We start from the raw sequence: 16,154 nt of genomic DNA, 5'->3' as shown, positions 1-16,154 counted from the left end.
TCGTCTCGTTGCTACCGGTTGAACAGATCCTTCAGTTTGTCGCCGAGCTTGTCGCGCAGTTTTTCTTCCTGCTTCTTGAGCTCCTCCTTCACCCGGCCTTTCGCATAGCCTTCGATGTCCGGTCGCACCTTCGGATCGTCGAGCGTGCCGGTGACTTTCACCGGAATTTCGGCATCGACGAGGTCCTGCATCTGTGAGGCGTCGACACCTTCGCGCGGAATCTTCAGCACGGTGGCCAGGAGCTGGTAGTCGAGCGCGCTCGTCGGCAGGTCGAGCGAGCCCTTGCCGCCGATCTTCAGGTACTGCATCGACACGTCGAGGTCGTTGCTTTGCACCCGGCCGTTGTCGATCACACCCGTCCCTTTGAGCGACTCGAAGGTCGTGCGAACCGGCACCGCGCGCTCGGGAACTGCCTGCTGCTTCAGCACCGCACGGGCGCGACGGATCTCATACCAGAGGTCGGTGCCCTCGAGCGCGCCATCGGCCACGCTGAAGGCGATGTTGCCGTCGAGCGTCCGCAGCAATTCGTCGCTGTTGCGCCCCGTGCCCACCGCCTTGATGGTGGCGTTGCCCTTGCCGGAGAAGCGGTCCGTGTCGAGCAGCTGTTTGAACAGCGGCGCGAAGTCCACGCCGCTGACCTGCTCGTTGAGACTGACGTGCGCCGACTCGCCGCTGGCATCGATGCCGATGTCGCCGCGATAGGTGCCGCCATAGATGGACGCCTCGGACGGATTCAATCGCACCTTGCCGTCGCGCGCATTCACGCCAAGCCGCAATCGCGTGAACTTGATGCGGGAGAAAATGGCCTCGCCGACGCGCAGTTCGCCACGCGCGTTCAGCTCGCGCAGGGCATCGATCGGAATGTCGACCGGCGGGCTCTTCTCCTTGCTCGCCACTTTCTTTGCCGGCGCATCGGCAGGCGGTTCGAGGTAGCGATCGGCGTCGATGCGATCCACGTCGAGATCGAAGCGCAGCGCTTTCGTGGCGAAGTTCGCGATACCGAGCGAGCCCTTGGCGCTCGTGTCGTCCAGCTTCAGGTCCACGCCCTTGAGTTCGGCCGCCTCCTTCGTCAGCGACACGTCGCTGAGGAAGCTGAAGGCCTTCAGGACCTGCGGGTCCGCGGTGACCGGCACGGCGACACCCAGTTTCGGCAGCCACTCGCGCAGCGAGATGGGCGCGAGCCGCAACGGCCCGCTCAGGCGCGGGTTGTCGAGGATCTCTTCGCCGTGCAGCGCGCCGGTCAGGCTCGCGCCCGCCACGTCGGCGCTGAATTCCGACAGATCCGCCTTTTGCGTCGCGAGGTTGGCCGTCAGCTGTTGCGCCTGCAGGGCCACCGGCACCCCGGCAGGCGGTATTCCGTCACCTTTCCAGGTCGTCGTCAGGCGCAGACCGTCAAGTTGGTACAACTCCTGTCCGATATCGAGAGAGAGAGACTGGGCCCGGACCTGCACCGGAATGCCGTCCGACGGGTAGCCCTGTCCCGACACTGTCACGTCGATCTGCGGATCGGCGAACTGGTGTTTGTTGCTTTCCAGGTCCGCGGTAACTGTGGCTCCGACATGTACGTTCAACGACAGCGAAGCGCCTTCATCGAGTACGAAGTCGGTCTTCAGCGGAAACGCCGTGCCGGACTGGAAGCGCCCGGTCTCCAGGTTGAAGTCACGCACGACCCGTCGCGACCTGGCCTGACGGTCTTCCATCGTGATGGACGAGTCCCTGATCTCGAGCCCGGCGAGCGTCGGCAGCGAGGCCGGCTTGTCCGCCGCCGTCTCGTCGGCTTTGTTGCCCTCGGTCAGATCCGCCCAGTTCTCGCGTCCCTGCTCGTCGGTGATGAGCCGGATACGCGCGCCCTGGAGTTTGACGTTGCCGATCTCGAGCTGGCCACGCAACAGCGGCCACAGCCGCACGCTGAGGCGGGCGCCGTCGATGGACACGAACGGCTCGTCACCGAATCCCTGCCGCTCGCTCAGGCTGGCGGCGCCGGTTTCCAGCGCGATCCAGGGAAAGACCGACAGTTTCAGGTCGCCGCTCAATGTCAGCTTGCGGCCGGTCTTGTTCTCCACCAGCGTCGCGATGTCGTCGCGGTAATCGTTGGGATCGACGAACAGCACGACCAGCGTGACTGCCACGACGATCAGCGCCAGCACTGCGCCGACGGCAACGGCGGCAATCTTGAACACTCGCATGAATTCTCCTCGCAGGCGTGGGCAGATCGAGTACGACGGCACACCGCCACTGTGAATTCTAGCAGGGCCGGCTGCAGGGACGGCGCAGCCCCGTGAGCACCGTAATCTGGATGTTCATCGCCGCCGCCGGCGGATTCGCGCTGGCCTGGGCACTGCGCACGATGCAGTTGCGTCGCACAAACCAGGAGTTCCCCCCGGACGATCAGACGCAGCTCATGGTCGATCGCTTTCAGGCGGTGCTGAAGACCGGCGGTTTCACCCCGTGGGAAATCGACGCAACCACGGGGAAATTCATCTGGGCCGAGAACCGCATCGAAGCGTTCGGCCTCAGCAAGCTGTCTCTCGATGACTATGGCGATGCGCTCACCCGGATGATGCATCCGGACGATCGCAACGAACTCACCGGGATCATCGAGCGTGCCCTCGCCGGCAACGAGTCGCGCTATTCGTATCGCTACCGACTGATGCGGCCCGACGGCCTCGTCCGTCACATGCAGACGCATGTCCACATCGTGCGCGACGAGAAGGGCCGGGCCGCGCGTCTGCTCGGATCGACGACCGACGTCACCAACGAAGTCCAGACCCAGGAACTCCTGCAGCGGCAGGCCGAACAGGAACGCCAGCTGCTCGACCGACTCAACATCGCTACTCAAGCTGCCGGTATCAGCTCCTGGGAAATCGACCTGGAAGCGCGACGCTTTCTCTGGATCGAAAAGCACATCGAGGGAATGCTGGAGCCCGAAGACGATTCACTCGAAGCCTTCGCACGCCTCCTGCATCCTGACGATCGCGATCTGTTCGTGGAAGCGCTCGCCGACGGTATCCGCGGGCGCAAGGAGCGCCTGACCTATCGCTATCGCGCACTCACCAGCGAGAACCGGATCATTCATGTCCAGGTGAATGCCCGGCTCGTCCGCAACGAGCTGGGTCGGGTCCACCGGCTGCTTGGCGTGTCGTGGGACATCACACGCGAAGTCGAGGCGGCAGAGCGGGTGGAAGCACAGGCCGCGCATGAGCGCATGCTGCTCGATCGCCTGAGCATCGCGACCCAGGCCGCGGACATCAGCTCGTGGCAATTGGATGTCGTCACCCGCAAATTCCTGTGGGTCGAGAACCCGATCGCTGCGCTGAAGCCGGACGATCTCACGGATCATTCGTTCTCGAGCCTGACCGATCGCGCTCTGCCGCAGGACGAGCATACGGCCGCCGACGCCATCGCCAGGGCGATCGCCTCCGGCAGCGACCGCGCCTCGTTCCGCTATCGCGGCATCGGTCGCGATGGCCGCATCGTCCATATCCAGAATTACGCCAAGCTGCTGGTCAACGAGGCAGGCACGCTGACGAGTCTGCTCGGAGTGTCATGGGACATCACGCGCGAGGTCGAAGCGGCCGAGCAGCTCGAGCAGCAGGCGCAGCAGCTGCGCGATGCGGAACGTCGCATCCAGCACGCGTCCCTCTCGAGTTCGGAAGGGCATTGGGAATCGGTGCTCGACACGAAGACCATCTGGACATCGTCGAGTTATCACGCCTTGCTCGGCTACGCCGCCGGTGAACTGCCCACGGATGTGGACGAATTCACCCGGCGGATCGTGCATCCGGACGACGCCAACGCCAGCCGCGAAGCACTGCTGCGGCACAACCGGGAGGCAGCTCCCTTTGCCGTCGACCACCGCATGCGCACCGCCGCCGGGGAATATCGCTGGATACGCACCCGCGGCAGTATCGAGCGCAATGCCGATGGCCGCATAACCACCATGGCGGGCTCGATTCAGGACATTCACGAACAGAAACTCGCCGAGGATGCCCTGCGCGAGGCGCAGAAGCGTTTCCAGCGAGCAATCGCCGGAACGCAGGACGGCCTGTGGGAGACCGACGCCGACGGCACGGCCTGGTCATCGCCGCGTCTGTGTCAGTTGCTGGGCTACGACCCGGTCGAATTTCCGGAGCACCGGAATTTCCTGCGCGACAGCCTGCATCCCGAAGACGTCGAGCGGGTGGTTGAAGCCACGCGGGCGCATCTCGATCTCGGCCAGCCCTACGACGTGGAAATCCGTCTGCTCATGCGCGATGGCACCTATCGCTGGTTCCGCGCCCGCGCAAGCGCCGAGAAGGATGCCGACGGTCGTGCGCAGCGATTCTCCGGCTCGCTCCAGGACGTCACCGAGGCCCGCGCAGCCCGCGAAGAACTGCTGCGCGCGACGCAGGCCGCCGAAGCGGCGAACCGCGCCAAGAGCGAATTCCTCGCCAACGTCAGCCACGAGATCCGCACGCCGATGAACGGCATCATCGGCATGACCGGGCTGCTGCTCGAGACGACGCTCGACCGCACGCAACGCGACTACGCGGAGACCATCCGCGGCAGCGCCGATTCGCTGCTGATCGTCATCAACGACATTCTCGACTTCTCCAAGATCGAAGCCGGCAAGCTCGACATCGAAGCCATCGAGATGGACCTGCGCAGCAACGTCGAGGACGTCGGCGGCGTCATGGCGTTCCAGGCCGCTGCGCGCAATCTCGAACTGGTGGTGCACGTCCATCCCGAGGTGCCGGCGCACGTCGTGGGCGATCCGCAGCGATTGCGCCAGTGCCTCATCAACCTGGTCGGCAACGCCGTCAAATTCACGCGCCAGGGCGAGATCGTCATCGAAGTCAGCCTGGCGGGGCACCGCGATGGCAAGGCGCTGGTGCAGTTCGAGGTGCGCGATACCGGCATCGGCATCGCACCCGAGACGCTCAACTCGCTGTTCCAACCGTTCGTGCAGGCCGATTCGTCGACGACGCGGCACTTCGGCGGGACGGGCCTCGGCTTGTCGATCGTGCGTCGGCTGGTCGAAATGATGGGCGGCGAAGTCGGCGTCGCAAGCGAGCCGGGCAAGGGCTCGGTGTTCTGGTTCGTGCTGCCGATGGAGGTGGGCCGCCAGACCCTGACGGTGCCGATCGATCTGACGCGCCTCGGCCGGCGCATCCTGGTCGTCGACGATCAGGAAACCAATCGTCGCGTCCTCGCCGGCCAGCTGCTGCATACCGGTTACGAAGCGAGCCTCGCCGGCAGCGGCGATGAAGCGCTGCGCCTCATGCGCATCGCGCTCAGCGACGGCCACCCCTTCGAAGTCGTGATCGTCGACTACCGCATGCAGGACATGGACGGCGCCGCGCTCGGCGAGCGCATCAACCAGGACCCGGAGCTGTCGCAGGCGCGCGTGATCGTGCTGACCTCGCTCGATCGCCACGGCGACATGCAACGATTCGCGTCGCTGGGATTCGCCGGCTATCTGACCAAACCGGTGCGTGCGCGCGAGCTGTTCGAGTGTCTCGACCGGGTGCTGGCGCGCAATGCCAGGGAATGGCACATGCGCAGCCAGCCGATCGTCACACGTGGTTCGCTGACCGGCAACGAAGGCTCGCGCCGCTTCCAGGGCAGCGTGCTGCTGGTGGAGGACAACGCGGTCAATCAGAAGGTCGCGGTGCGTTTCCTCGAGCGCATGGGCTGCAAGGTCCGCGTGGCCGACAACGGCGCGGATGGCGTAAAGGCCTGGCAGGAGAGCCGCTTCGACATCGTGCTGATGGATCTGCAGATGCCCGTGATGGACGGACTGACAGCGACGCGACGCATCCGCGAACTGGAACGCGACCGGCCCGGCCGCACGACGCCCATCGTGGCGCTCACAGCGAACGCGATGTCAGGGCAGCTCGAGCGCTGCCTCGACGCGGGCATGAATGGTTTCCTGACCAAACCACTCGACATCGCACGCCTGCACGAAGCGCTGGATCGGTACGGACTGGGCCGGCTTCCCGACACGGCCCCGGCGACCGGCCCGGCGCCGGTCCTCGCCGACAGCGTGCCCGTAGAACTCGGACGATTGCATGAACTGACGGCAGGCGATGCCGAGTTTGCTCATGAACTCGCCGTGACCTTCGTGGCGAGCGGCGAACAGGTGCTGAAGGAAATCCATACGGCGCTCGAGAATCTGGATCGCGTACTGCTCGCGCGCGCCGCTCACAAGCTCAAAGGCGCCAGCGCCAATATCTACGCCGAGCCGTTGCGGGCGTTGGCGGCCGACCTGGAAACGAACGGACCGGGACTGGATCAGCCGCGGCTGCGCGACCTGGTGCTGGGCATCGATCTGGAGTTTCAGCGGGCGGCGCAGTTCCTGCAAGGGCAGGCGGGCGCCCCTGCGAACCGGCCAACTGGCCAACTGGCCGCTGGCTGACCGGCCAGGTCGACGACAAGGCCGACTCCCAAGGAACCTCTGATTTATTCTCCGTTCGCCCTGAGCACCGTCGAAGGGTGAACGCCACAACGTTGAAACTGGCGCACCATTTTCGAGATGTGCTTCGCTCAGCACGAACGGAATTAATCAGACCTTTCCCAATTCCGACTCTGGCCAGCGGCCAGTTGGCCCTGCCTCAATCCATCGCCTGCACCGTCACCCGATTGCGGCCATTCGCCTTGCTGGCATACACCCCGGCATCGCAACGCGCGATCAATGTGTCGAGTGTCGCTCCCTGCTGCACCGACGCCTGCCACCCGGCAACGCCAAAGCTCGCCGTGACCTCGACGGCGTCGGCACCCGGCAGCGAGCAACGACCGTCCGCGATGTATTTGCGCAGATTCTCCGCGGCCGCGCCGGCATTCACGATATTGGTTTCCGGCAGCACCACCACGAATTCCTCGCCACCGTAGCGCGCCACCCAGTCGGCCGAACGCACGTGCTTCTGCAGGCGGGTAACGAACCATCGGAGCGCCTCGTCGCCGCCGAGATGCCCATGCGCATCGTTGATGCGCTTGAAATGATCGACGTCACACATGATGACCGACAGTTCGCGGCCGTACCGCGCGGAGCGGTCGATCTCACGCGGCAGCTGCTCCATGAGATAGCGACGGTTGTAGGCGCCGGTCAGCGGATCGGTGATGGAGATGCGCCGGTTCTCTTCGTTGGCGGTACGCAGCGAGCGCTCGAGCGTCACGATGCGCTTGCCCGTGTTGAGCCGCGCGATCAGCTCGGGCTCGATGACGGGCTTGGTGAGATAGTCATCCGCACCGGCCTGCAGTCCGGCCACCACGTTCTCGATGGAATCGCGCGCCGTGAGCAGGATCGTGTAGGTATAACTTCGAGTCTCGGACTTGCGCAGCGCGCGGCACAGCGCGATGCCGTCCATCTCGGGCATCTCCCAATCCGTGATCATGAGCTGGAAATCACCCGACTCCAGCTTGGCCACGGCTTCGACACCATTGCCAGCCGTTTCGACTTCGTAACCGGCCCGCTTCAGCAGGCGTGCGACGATCAGCCGCTGCGTGGGCTCATCATCCACGAGCAGAATGCGCCAGATGGCCGCGGACGTCGCAGCCTCAATTGTTGTCTTTGTTGGCTCTGACATGCGACCAGATCGTAGCTGGCATGGACAGCAAAGGCCAATTGCCGGCTCCGGGAGATGGCGACGAGCGAGGCTCAGATCTCCACGGGGAGACTCCGGATGCTCTATCTGCAGATCTCCACGCCGCCGTTGAGCGTCTTCACGCGGACGCGGGCGCCGCCGTTGCCTTCCTTGAAACGCAACGCATTGCCTGGCGCGAATTCGCGGGTGCGAACCGGCTTCGGCCCGAAGCAGTTGTCGATTTCACCATTGAAGGTCTCCACATCGAACTCGGCGTTGACGGGCGCCTGCAGCAGGAACGACAGATCGCCGTTGATGGCTTCGGCATCCAGCGTGGCGTCCGCCGTCAGCGCGGCACGCAGGCGCAGTTCGCCATTGGTGGTCTGGATGCGCGCGCGGCTCAACGTCGGCATTCGCACGCCCATATCGCCCGTCACCGTTTCCAGCGTCAGCTCGCCGGCAATATCGGAAAGGTTCACGTCGCCGCTGACCGTGTTCACGGCGGTCCGACCTGCCACCTTCTGACCGGCGACCGTGACTTCGCCGCTGATCGTCTTGATCGCGACCTCCTGACCCCAGACCTGGGTATTGATGGAACCGGAGACCGCCTGCAGACGCTGCGCACCACGTACGGCGGCAATCGTCTGATCGGCGCTCACGGTCTTGACGATCAGGGTGCTGTCGCGCGGCACTTCGACGATCAGGTCCGAGCCCGAGCTGCTGTTGCGACCGTTGCGGGCGATGACATTGATCGACGTGCGTCCCCTGCTGCTCTGGACATCCAGCTTCTCGACGCCATCGCCCAAGTCGGCATGCACCTGCACTTCCGCGCGATCCCAACCGCGGACCTGCACATCGCCCGCCACATTCACGATCTCGACTTCGCCGCGCGCGTCCGCAGGCACTGTGCGCTCGACCGGATCGGCTTGCGCGATCGTGGCGAGCCCCAGCAGCGCCATGACGATCGGCAGGCGCGCGGTTCTTCTCGTTGATGTGTTCATAGGCGCGTCTCGTGCGGGGATGTCGTCTTGGTCGGTACGTTCATGTTGGTGACACTGCCCAGCAGCGCCAGTTCGCTTTGGTAGGTCGACAGCAGCAATTCCTGCAGCAGCGGGTGGCTCGGATGCTCGGCAAGCGTCGCGGAAATTTCGCTGGCGGCGCGGCGCAGATCCGCGAGATTGCGCTCGAGTTTCGCGCGGGTCACCGGCGGCAACATCGCGAGCTGGCGCTGGAATTCCGCGTCGAGCGACGCGCGCGCGCTCAGATACTCCGCGTTCAGTTCTTGCTGCCCGCCGAAATTCGCCGGCATCACCGGCACGACGGGCTGGTGTATCTCGACGGCACGCTGTGCCTGCAGCACGTTCTCCTGTGCGGCTTGCCGCGTGATGACGTACGTCGTCAAAGACGAGGCGACGATCAGCACGAATCCAGCCGCGAGTCGCATCCACGTCGCTGTCGCAGGCGATGACCAACGGTGACCAACGCGGCCAAACGGAAGTCCCGGGGGAGAAGTCCCACCGGACGATCCCGCGTGGACGGACGGCTGACCGGAAATTTCGGCGTGAATGCCGGTCCACAGATCGCGAGTCGGTTGAGCATCGCGCGGCAGCGCCTCGAGCGCGGCATCCAGAGGATCACGCGGACCGTTCATGACTCCAGCTCCTGCATACCCAGTCGTTCGCGCAGCAGCCGGCGACCGCGGTGCAGCTGCGCCTTGCAGGTACCGACGGCGATTCCGAGCATGTCTGCAACTTCTTCATGGCTATAACCGTACACGGCCTGCAAGACCACCACGTGGCGCGCGCCTTCCGGCAGTCCGGTGAGCGCGCGTTCGACATCCATCACTTCGCCGGCATCGACTTCGCCACTGCCGCCGTGGCCTGTCGCGGCGATTTCCTCCACCTCGACATCGGCATCGCTGACTTCCGTGCGCGTGCCGTGATTGCGGGCGTAGCTCAGCACCTCGTTCACCGCGATCCGGTGCAGCCATGTGCCGAACGCGCTGCGCCCCTCGAAGGCAGCGAGATTGCGCCAGGCACGAATGAAGGTCTGCTGCACGCAATCCTCCGCCACGTCCTGACGACGCGACATGCGCAGGCACAATCCCAGCACCCGGCCGGAATGCAGGCGGTACAGGCGCTCGAAGGCGCGCATGTCGCCGCGGCGCGCAGCCTCGACCAGCGCCGCATCGGAAACCGTGGAGCGATCAGCGTTCACAAGCGAGATATTGACCCGTCGGGCGCCCGTTGGCACTCATCGCCCCTGCCTCGATGCGATGGAATTCATCGCGTTCGGGAGATTGGATGCGGGGGACGGGGAAGACGTTTAAAGGAGGGCTGCTGGGCGCTGGGCTCTGGGCTGCTGGCCAGAACCCGAGTACACACCGCGCCTACTGGTTTTTTGCGGCGGGTTCAACTGAATTCCCAAGGTCCGGCCGAAGGAAGTAGGGCTGGAATCTTTGACAAGGGGTGAGGCTCCGACTCTGGCCAGCAGCCCAGAGCCCAGCTGCCCCTTCTTCAGGCTTTGCTCTGGCTTTCGTTCCACACCCGTGTCCGCTCCTGCAGGTCAGCGCCGGGCATCGGGCGACCGATGAAATACCCTTGCGCGCGGTCACAGGCGACGGAGTCGAGGAACTGCAGGATCTCGGGCGTTTCCACGCCCTCGGCGCAGGCGGTCAGGCGCAGCTTGTGCGCCAGCAGGATCATGGTCTCGACCATCGTGCGGGCGTCTTCGTGCGCAAAGATGTCGCGCACGAACGAGGTGTCGATCTTCAGTTCGCTGAACGGCATGAGGTAGAGCTGTTTCAGCGACGAATAGCCGGTGCCGAAATCATCGATCGACAGGCCGAAATTCTTCACGCGCATGCGCGTCAGCACGTCCATCGTGGTGCCGGGATCGAACATCGCCGCGCTCTCGGTGACCTCGAAGATGACCCGGCGCGCCTCGGCGCCGATCCGCGCCGCCATGTTCGCCACGTGATCCGGAAAGGCGAGATCGTTGAGCAGCTGCGGCGACAGATTCACCGCCACCGACAACTGCAGCCCGATGTCATCCCACGCACGACTCTGCGCGAGCGATATTTCCAGCACCTGCTCCGTGAGTCGGCGGATCAGTCCATTGCGCTCGGCCATCGGAATGAAGCGCGCCGGCGAAATGAATCCGAGGGTGGGATGCTCCCAGCGGGCCAGCGCCTCGACGCCCTCGATGATCCAGCGACCCGGCGCCACACGCGTCGCCTTGGGCTGGTAGTGAACCGTGATCTGGCGCTGATCCAGCGCTGCCGTCAGCGCTGCTATCGTGACGGGCGTCTCCGCTTGCAGGCAACGCCGCAGGGTCGCCTCGAGATCGGCGAGCATGATCGGCTTCTGCAACGCGCCGAGCATCGTCAGCCCCTGTGCCCGACCCAGCTGCTGCGCCGTGGCCAGCACGCGCTGATCCATGCCGCTTGCGACGAGCACATGCGCCTTGCTGCCGCGCTCGCCCAGGTATCGCAGCAGTTCGATGCCATCGGCGCCGGGCATCTGCAGATCGAGCACGACGACGGACGGCTGGAATTCCTGCACGGCGCGACGGAACGCCTCGGGCTCCGTGACGGCCATGGCTTCGAAACCCATCGCGGCGGCCGCCTCGGAAATGAATTCACACAGGTCGGGCTGATCGTCGATGACGAGCAGTCTGTTTGCTAACTCAGGCAACACGCGCCTCCCGGTCCAGCACATGGCGCACGCGCAAGGCCAGTTCTTCGTTTCTATAGGGCTTGTGCAGGACATCGGCTGCGGCGACACCGCCGCTCAACACCGCGCTGTCCGCGTAGCCGGTTGTGAATAGTACTTCGAGACCAGGCCGCAGCTCGCGCGCGCGGCGCGCCAGCTCCGGGCCCAGCGTACCGCCGGGCATCATGATGTCGGTGAACAGCAGGTCGATGTGCTCCGAACCACCGAGAATCTGCAGTGCACGCTCCGCATTCTGCGCAGGCAGTGCGTTATAGCCAAGCTGCGTAAGTGTGGTCACGACCGTCTCGCGCAGATCCGCATCGTCCTCGACGACCAGGATGGTTTCGTTGCCCAGCGGCGCGAAGCGCGTGACGATGGTGTCTTCACGCAGGGAATTCTCTTCACGGCAGCGCGGGAGCAGGATCTGCACGGTCGTGCCCCTGCCGATCTCGCTGCTGATGGTGGCCACGCCGCCCGCCTGTTCGGCGAAGCCGTGCACCATCGCCAGGCCCAGGCCGCTGCCCTTGCCCGACTCCTTGGTTGTGAAGAAGGGCTCGAAGACCCGGGTCAGCACCTCAGGTTCGATGCCGACGCCATTGTCCGTCACGCTGACCGACACGAATTCGCCGGGTTCGATCTGTGGATGCGCACGCGTGAAATCGGCATCGAGCAGCACATTCTGCGTGCGCACCGTGAGGCGGCCGCCGCCGATCATGGCATCGCGCGCATTGATGGCGAGATTGAGAATCGCATTCTCGAACTGGCCCGCGTCGACGCGCGTGTGCCACAGATCGTGCGACTGCACCATGCGCACTTCGATCGATTCACCCAGGGTGCGCTGCATGAGATCGGCAAGGCCCGTGAGCTGCCGATTCAGGTCGACCACGTTGGGATCGAGCATCTGGCGACGGGCCAGCGCCAGCAATCGACGGGTCAGATCGGCTCCACGCATCGCTGCGCGCATCGCCGTGTGAACTTTGCGCGCGAGATTCGGATCGTCGTCGACCCCGCGCTCCAGCAACTGCAGGTTGCCGATGACGACGCCCAGCAGGTTGTTGAAGTCATGCGCGATACCGCCGGTGAGCTGGCCGATGGCCTCCATCTTCTGCGCCTGCAGCAGGCGCGCTTCGAGGCGCTTGATCTCGGTCAGGTCATAGCCGATGGCGAAGAATCCGCGCACCGCGCCGTTCGATCCATCGGCACGCTGTTCGAATTCCGGCACGAAATGATTCTGCCAGTCGCGCGTCCGGCCGTCCCGAGTGGTGCTTTGCTTGAGCGTGCCGGCAACCCCGCGCAGTGCTGCCTCGACGTGGCCGGAAATGACGGAAAACTCATCTGGTGCATACAGCGCGCTCAATGCGCGTCCGACGCATTCCGCACGCGGCAGGCCGACGAACTCCTCGACAGCCTTGTTCACGTAGGTCACCACCTGATTGCGATCGACGTAGATCACCAGCGTGGGAATGGCATTCAGCGTCAGTTCGTAGAAATCGCGGGTTTCGATCACCTGGCGTTCGGCGATCACACGATCGGTAACGTCCTGGATGACACCGTGCAGTCGCACCGTTTCACCGCCGCGACGATCGGCCTTGATGATCAGACGAACCCAGATGGAGCGGCCGCGCGCGCTGGTGATGGGAAGCTGCAGGGTCGCCGTGTGCCCGGTCGCCACCGAGTGTTCCAGGGTGCGGCGCAGTTCGCTGCGGTAGGGTTCGGCGAAGAACGACTGGGCCAGCTCTTCATTGAGCGGCGTGCCGGCGACGAGATCGTGGATCGCATAGACCGCGTCGGTCCAGAAGATGCGCTTGCTGGCGACGTCCATCTCCCAGCCCCCGACCAGGGCTGTGGCCTGCATGTCGCTCAGCAATGCATCGAGTCGCACGCGCTCGCTGACATCGCGGAAGGCCAGCACCATGCCACCAGGCCCGCGATTGGGCGTGATTGGCACGACACGGTATTCGACCGGGCGACGCTTGCCGTCCTTGCGCTTCAGCACCGCGCCGACGCCGGTCATGATGTCGGTGGTGGCACCGCGACGGACGACGCGGCTGCCGCGTTCGTCCGAATCGCTGATCAGGGTGCGGAAATTCAGCCCGAGCAGGTCGTCGCTGCCTTCGTACCCGAGCATGCGGGCCGCGGCTGGATTGGCGTAGCGGACCCGGTCCGCGCTGTCGATTTCCAGCACGCCCTCGCCCGAGGCTTCGACGATCGCGTTGTCGCGGCGCTGCGCGGTGGCCGTTCTGACCAGATCCTGCCGTAGATGCTGCACCCGACGCCGCAGGAACCAGATCGCCCAGGCGGCAGGCGCAGCAACCAACAGTGCGGTTGCGAGGGCCCCTGCGACATTCAACTCGGACAGTGTTGGCAGGAAATCCACCGCAATCCCTGAAATCTGATTCTTAGTCGATCATGCCTTCGGACTGGGCTCCCTGCCTGCGTACCAGTTCACGGCGTATTGCATAAGCTGGGCCGAGGTCCGCAGAGACAACTTGCGCTTGATGCGCTGGCGATGCGATTCGACCGTTTTTACGCTCAGGTTCAACGCCTCGGCAGTCTGGCGGGTCGACAGGCCCTTGCCGATCATGTGCAGGACCTGCAGCTCGCGATTCGTCAGGCTGTCGATGGGATTCGCCGAGATATAGGCGCCACCCGAGGCGAACTTCTCGATCATGCTGTTGCCGACCGCTTCGGAGACGTAGATGCCGCCTTCGAGCACGCGGCGCAGCGCCACGAGGAACTGATCCGACGCAGCCTGCTTCATGATGTAGCCATTGGCGCCGGCCGAGAGCATGCGTTCCGCATAGATCGCCTCGTCATGCATCGACAGCACGAGCAGCGGCAGCGACGGATAGTGAGCGCGTGCGTCCTTGACGAGTTCCAGGCCGTCGCCCTGCTTCAGCGAGACGTCGACGATGACGGCATCCGGCTCGAGCTCGCGGATCAGCGATTTCGCTTCGCGCGCGGTTTCGCTTTCGCCGCAGACCTCGAGATCCGACTCGGCCTCGATCAGGCGTCGCAGTCCCTGGCGCACGATGGGATGATCGTCCACGATCAGGACACGGCGCTTGCGATCCTTTGGCGCGCTGGTCAACGGCTTGTGGACACTCTTCAACAGGGTAGGCCCGAGACTCATTGCAATCACTCCTTCAAAAGGCGCGGCAGGCAAGCTGCTTCGCGACCACGACAATCCGATGACTCAAAATCTAACGAAGTTCTGATCGTTCAGTCCCGCACACGCGCACCGTGAATTTTACGGACGCGGACACTGGCGACTTCGACCGGGCATTCGCATACGACCCGCGTGCCGCTCGGCTCCGATGCCTCGAAGCTCACATCGCCGCCGAGAATGCGCGCGCGATAGCACATGATCTTCAGCCCCATTCCCGAGGCATCCATCGCGTCCGCCGGCATGCCGATCCCGTCGTCGGTAATCGACAGTTTTACCTTAGCGCGCGCCAATGCCAGATGCAGTCGTATTGACCGCGCCTGCCCATGGCGCACCGCATTGCGCACCGCTTCCTGGGCGATGCGGTACAGGTGATTGGCGAGCTCCACATTCAGCGTCCTGTTACCGCCCAGACGCTGAGTAAAGACGACAGGCACGCCATAAAGTTCGCTCGCATGCATCGCGAGTCCCTCCAGCGCGTCCTGCAAGCCGCCACGCTCCAGGTTGACCGGTGAGAGGCCTCGGGCCAGCGCCCGCGTGCTCTCGATGGCGTTGTTCACCAGGCGCGTGATGCCTTCGATCTCCGGGTGCAACGGCCGGTACTCCGTCGCCAGCCGGCCCGCGAGGCCGCGCAACATCAGCGCGATACCCGTCAATTCCTGACCCAGACCATCGTGCAGATCGTTGCCGATGCGGTACTGCTCCCGATTCACCGCCTCCAGCATGGCGCGCTCCAGCAACTTGCGCTCGCTCACGTCCTGCACGACCAGCAGGCTGTGATTGCGACCGGCAATCTCGAAACCCGACAGCACACCGGCCGCTGAAAAATGCCGGCCATCGCGGCGACGGGCATCGAATTCCACCGCCATGGAGCCCGTGCCTGCCAGCGACAGCATCTGCCAGCGTTCACGCTGGCCCACCGGCCAGCCGGCAAGCGCATTCATTTCGCGACCGAGCAACTCGCCGCGACCGTAGCCGAACATGGCGTCGAACGCCGGATTGGTCAGACCCACGACACCCTTGTCGTCGAGCACGGCGACACCTTCCAGCATCGACTCGATCATCCGCGCCTGCGTGGCAACGGCCCGCTCCGCCATGACCTGCGCGGTTCGCTCAGTCGCGTTCAGCGTCAGTCCGACGATGGCCTGCCCATTGCGCAGGGCGCTGATGCGCACGTCGTAATAGCGCAGCTCGTCATCGATCACGACCTCCCCGCAGAACGCATCGTCCTGGCCGGTCGCGAGACACTGATGCATGACGCTCAACGTCTTGTCCCGAATGTGCGGTCGCAGGTACTCCGAGACGTGCAGCCCTTCCAGTTGCAGCGCCGTGCGACCGTCAGCGCCGCGGCTCGCGAAATGAGTTCGCAGCTCGCGGTCCAGCACGACGACCAGCGCCGAGAGTGGATTGAGTACCTGCCGCAAGGTCTGGGCGGCATCTCGAAATTGGCGCACGGCCTCGGCGGAATCTTCAGCCGTCAGCGCTTGGGGGCTCGGGGTCACTTTGTCTCGTCTGCCATGCAACAACCTGGCGAGCCTTGCTGCAACGCGCAGCTCCCGACAATCAACCGACGCCCCTCGCGACCCTTAGGGGTTACGCGGACCGCATTTCAAGGGGTGAGATGGTGTTGTAGCCGGGCACTAGGGGCCATCAGCCAATCCCCTAATGTCTGGGGCGGCGCGAGCGCTTTTGGAGCGAAACGAGGCCAGTCCC

At 64.5% G+C, this 16,154-nt stretch carries 10 protein-coding genes; 1 reads left to right on the top strand and 9 read right to left on the bottom strand.

All coding sequences use genetic code 11. The features are described 5' to 3' along the window. Positions 1–11: 11 nt before the first annotated feature. Positions 12–2,186, bottom strand: a complete 2,175-nt coding sequence (locus tag VIZ63_RS22925; protein ID WP_331612144.1) for an AsmA family protein — start codon at positions 2,184–2,186, stop codon at positions 12–14. 92 nt (positions 2,187–2,278) lie between these two features. On the opposite strand from VIZ63_RS22925, the gene VIZ63_RS22920 reads away from it, so the two are divergent. Further along, on the top strand, positions 2,279–6,397 hold the full coding sequence (locus tag VIZ63_RS22920; protein WP_331612143.1) for a PAS domain-containing protein: 4,119 nt from the start codon (positions 2,279–2,281) through the stop codon (positions 6,395–6,397). 196 nt (positions 6,398–6,593) lie between these two features. On the opposite strand, the gene VIZ63_RS22915 is transcribed toward VIZ63_RS22920, so the two are convergent. The 8 genes from VIZ63_RS22915 to VIZ63_RS22880 form a co-directional block, all read right to left on the bottom strand. Next, on the bottom strand, positions 6,594–7,565 hold the full coding sequence (locus tag VIZ63_RS22915; RefSeq protein ID WP_331612142.1) for a diguanylate cyclase: 972 nt from the start codon (positions 7,563–7,565) through the stop codon (positions 6,594–6,596). Positions 7,566–7,666: 101 nt separating this feature from the next. Continuing rightward, entirely contained in the window at positions 7,667–8,563 is an 897-nt protein-coding gene (locus tag VIZ63_RS22910; protein ID WP_331612141.1) for a DUF4097 family beta strand repeat-containing protein, read from the bottom strand. Next, positions 8,560–9,213, bottom strand: a complete 654-nt coding sequence (locus VIZ63_RS22905) for a hypothetical protein (protein ID WP_331612140.1) — start codon at positions 9,211–9,213, stop codon at positions 8,560–8,562. Before VIZ63_RS22905 ends, VIZ63_RS22910 begins: the two co-directional genes overlap by 4 nt. After that, on the bottom strand, positions 9,210–9,779 hold the full coding sequence (locus tag VIZ63_RS22900) for an RNA polymerase sigma factor (protein WP_331612139.1): 570 nt from the start codon (positions 9,777–9,779) through the stop codon (positions 9,210–9,212). Before VIZ63_RS22900 ends, VIZ63_RS22905 begins: the two co-directional genes overlap by 4 nt. Positions 9,780–10,078: 299 nt before the next feature. Then, positions 10,079–11,257, bottom strand: coding sequence for an EAL domain-containing response regulator (locus VIZ63_RS22895; protein WP_331612138.1), 1,179 nt, complete (start codon positions 11,255–11,257; stop codon positions 10,079–10,081). Further along, positions 11,250–13,652 (bottom strand): PAS domain S-box protein, encoded by a 2,403-nt coding sequence (locus tag VIZ63_RS22890; protein WP_331612137.1) that lies wholly within the window; start codon positions 13,650–13,652, stop codon positions 11,250–11,252. Before VIZ63_RS22890 ends, VIZ63_RS22895 begins: the two co-directional genes overlap by 8 nt. 30 nt (positions 13,653–13,682) lie before the next feature. Next, positions 13,683–14,408: a response regulator transcription factor gene (locus tag VIZ63_RS22885; RefSeq protein WP_331612136.1), complete on the bottom strand. Its 726-nt coding sequence runs from the start codon at positions 14,406–14,408 to the stop codon at positions 13,683–13,685. 89 nt (positions 14,409–14,497) lie between these two features. After that, the gene (locus VIZ63_RS22880) at positions 14,498–15,943 is read right to left on the bottom strand and encodes a PAS domain S-box protein (protein ID WP_331612135.1); all 1,446 of its coding nucleotides are present in this window, start codon (positions 15,941–15,943) and stop codon (positions 14,498–14,500) included. Positions 15,944–16,154 lie beyond the last annotated feature (211 nt).

The sequence above is a fragment of the Povalibacter sp. genome, assembly GCF_036520495.1.
GTDB lineage: Bacteria > Pseudomonadota > Gammaproteobacteria > Steroidobacterales > Steroidobacteraceae > Steroidobacter.
This window is presented reverse-complemented; position numbering and strand designations above follow the sequence as displayed.

Coding starts and splice junctions, on each gene's coding strand:
- VIZ63_RS22925 (WP_331612144.1), bottom strand. CDS start 2,186: ATGCGAGTGTTCAAGATTGCCGCCGTTGCCGTCGGCGCAGTGCTGGCG.
- VIZ63_RS22915 (WP_331612142.1), bottom strand. CDS start 7,565: ATGTCAGAGCCAACAAAGACAACAATTGAGGCTGCGACGTCCGCGGCC.
- VIZ63_RS22910 (WP_331612141.1), bottom strand. CDS start 8,563: ATGAACACATCAACGAGAAGAACCGCGCGCCTGCCGATCGTCATGGCG.
- VIZ63_RS22905 (WP_331612140.1), bottom strand. CDS start 9,213: ATGAACGGTCCGCGTGATCCTCTGGATGCCGCGCTCGAGGCGCTGCCG.
- VIZ63_RS22885 (WP_331612136.1), bottom strand. CDS start 14,408: ATGAGTCTCGGGCCTACCCTGTTGAAGAGTGTCCACAAGCCGTTGACC.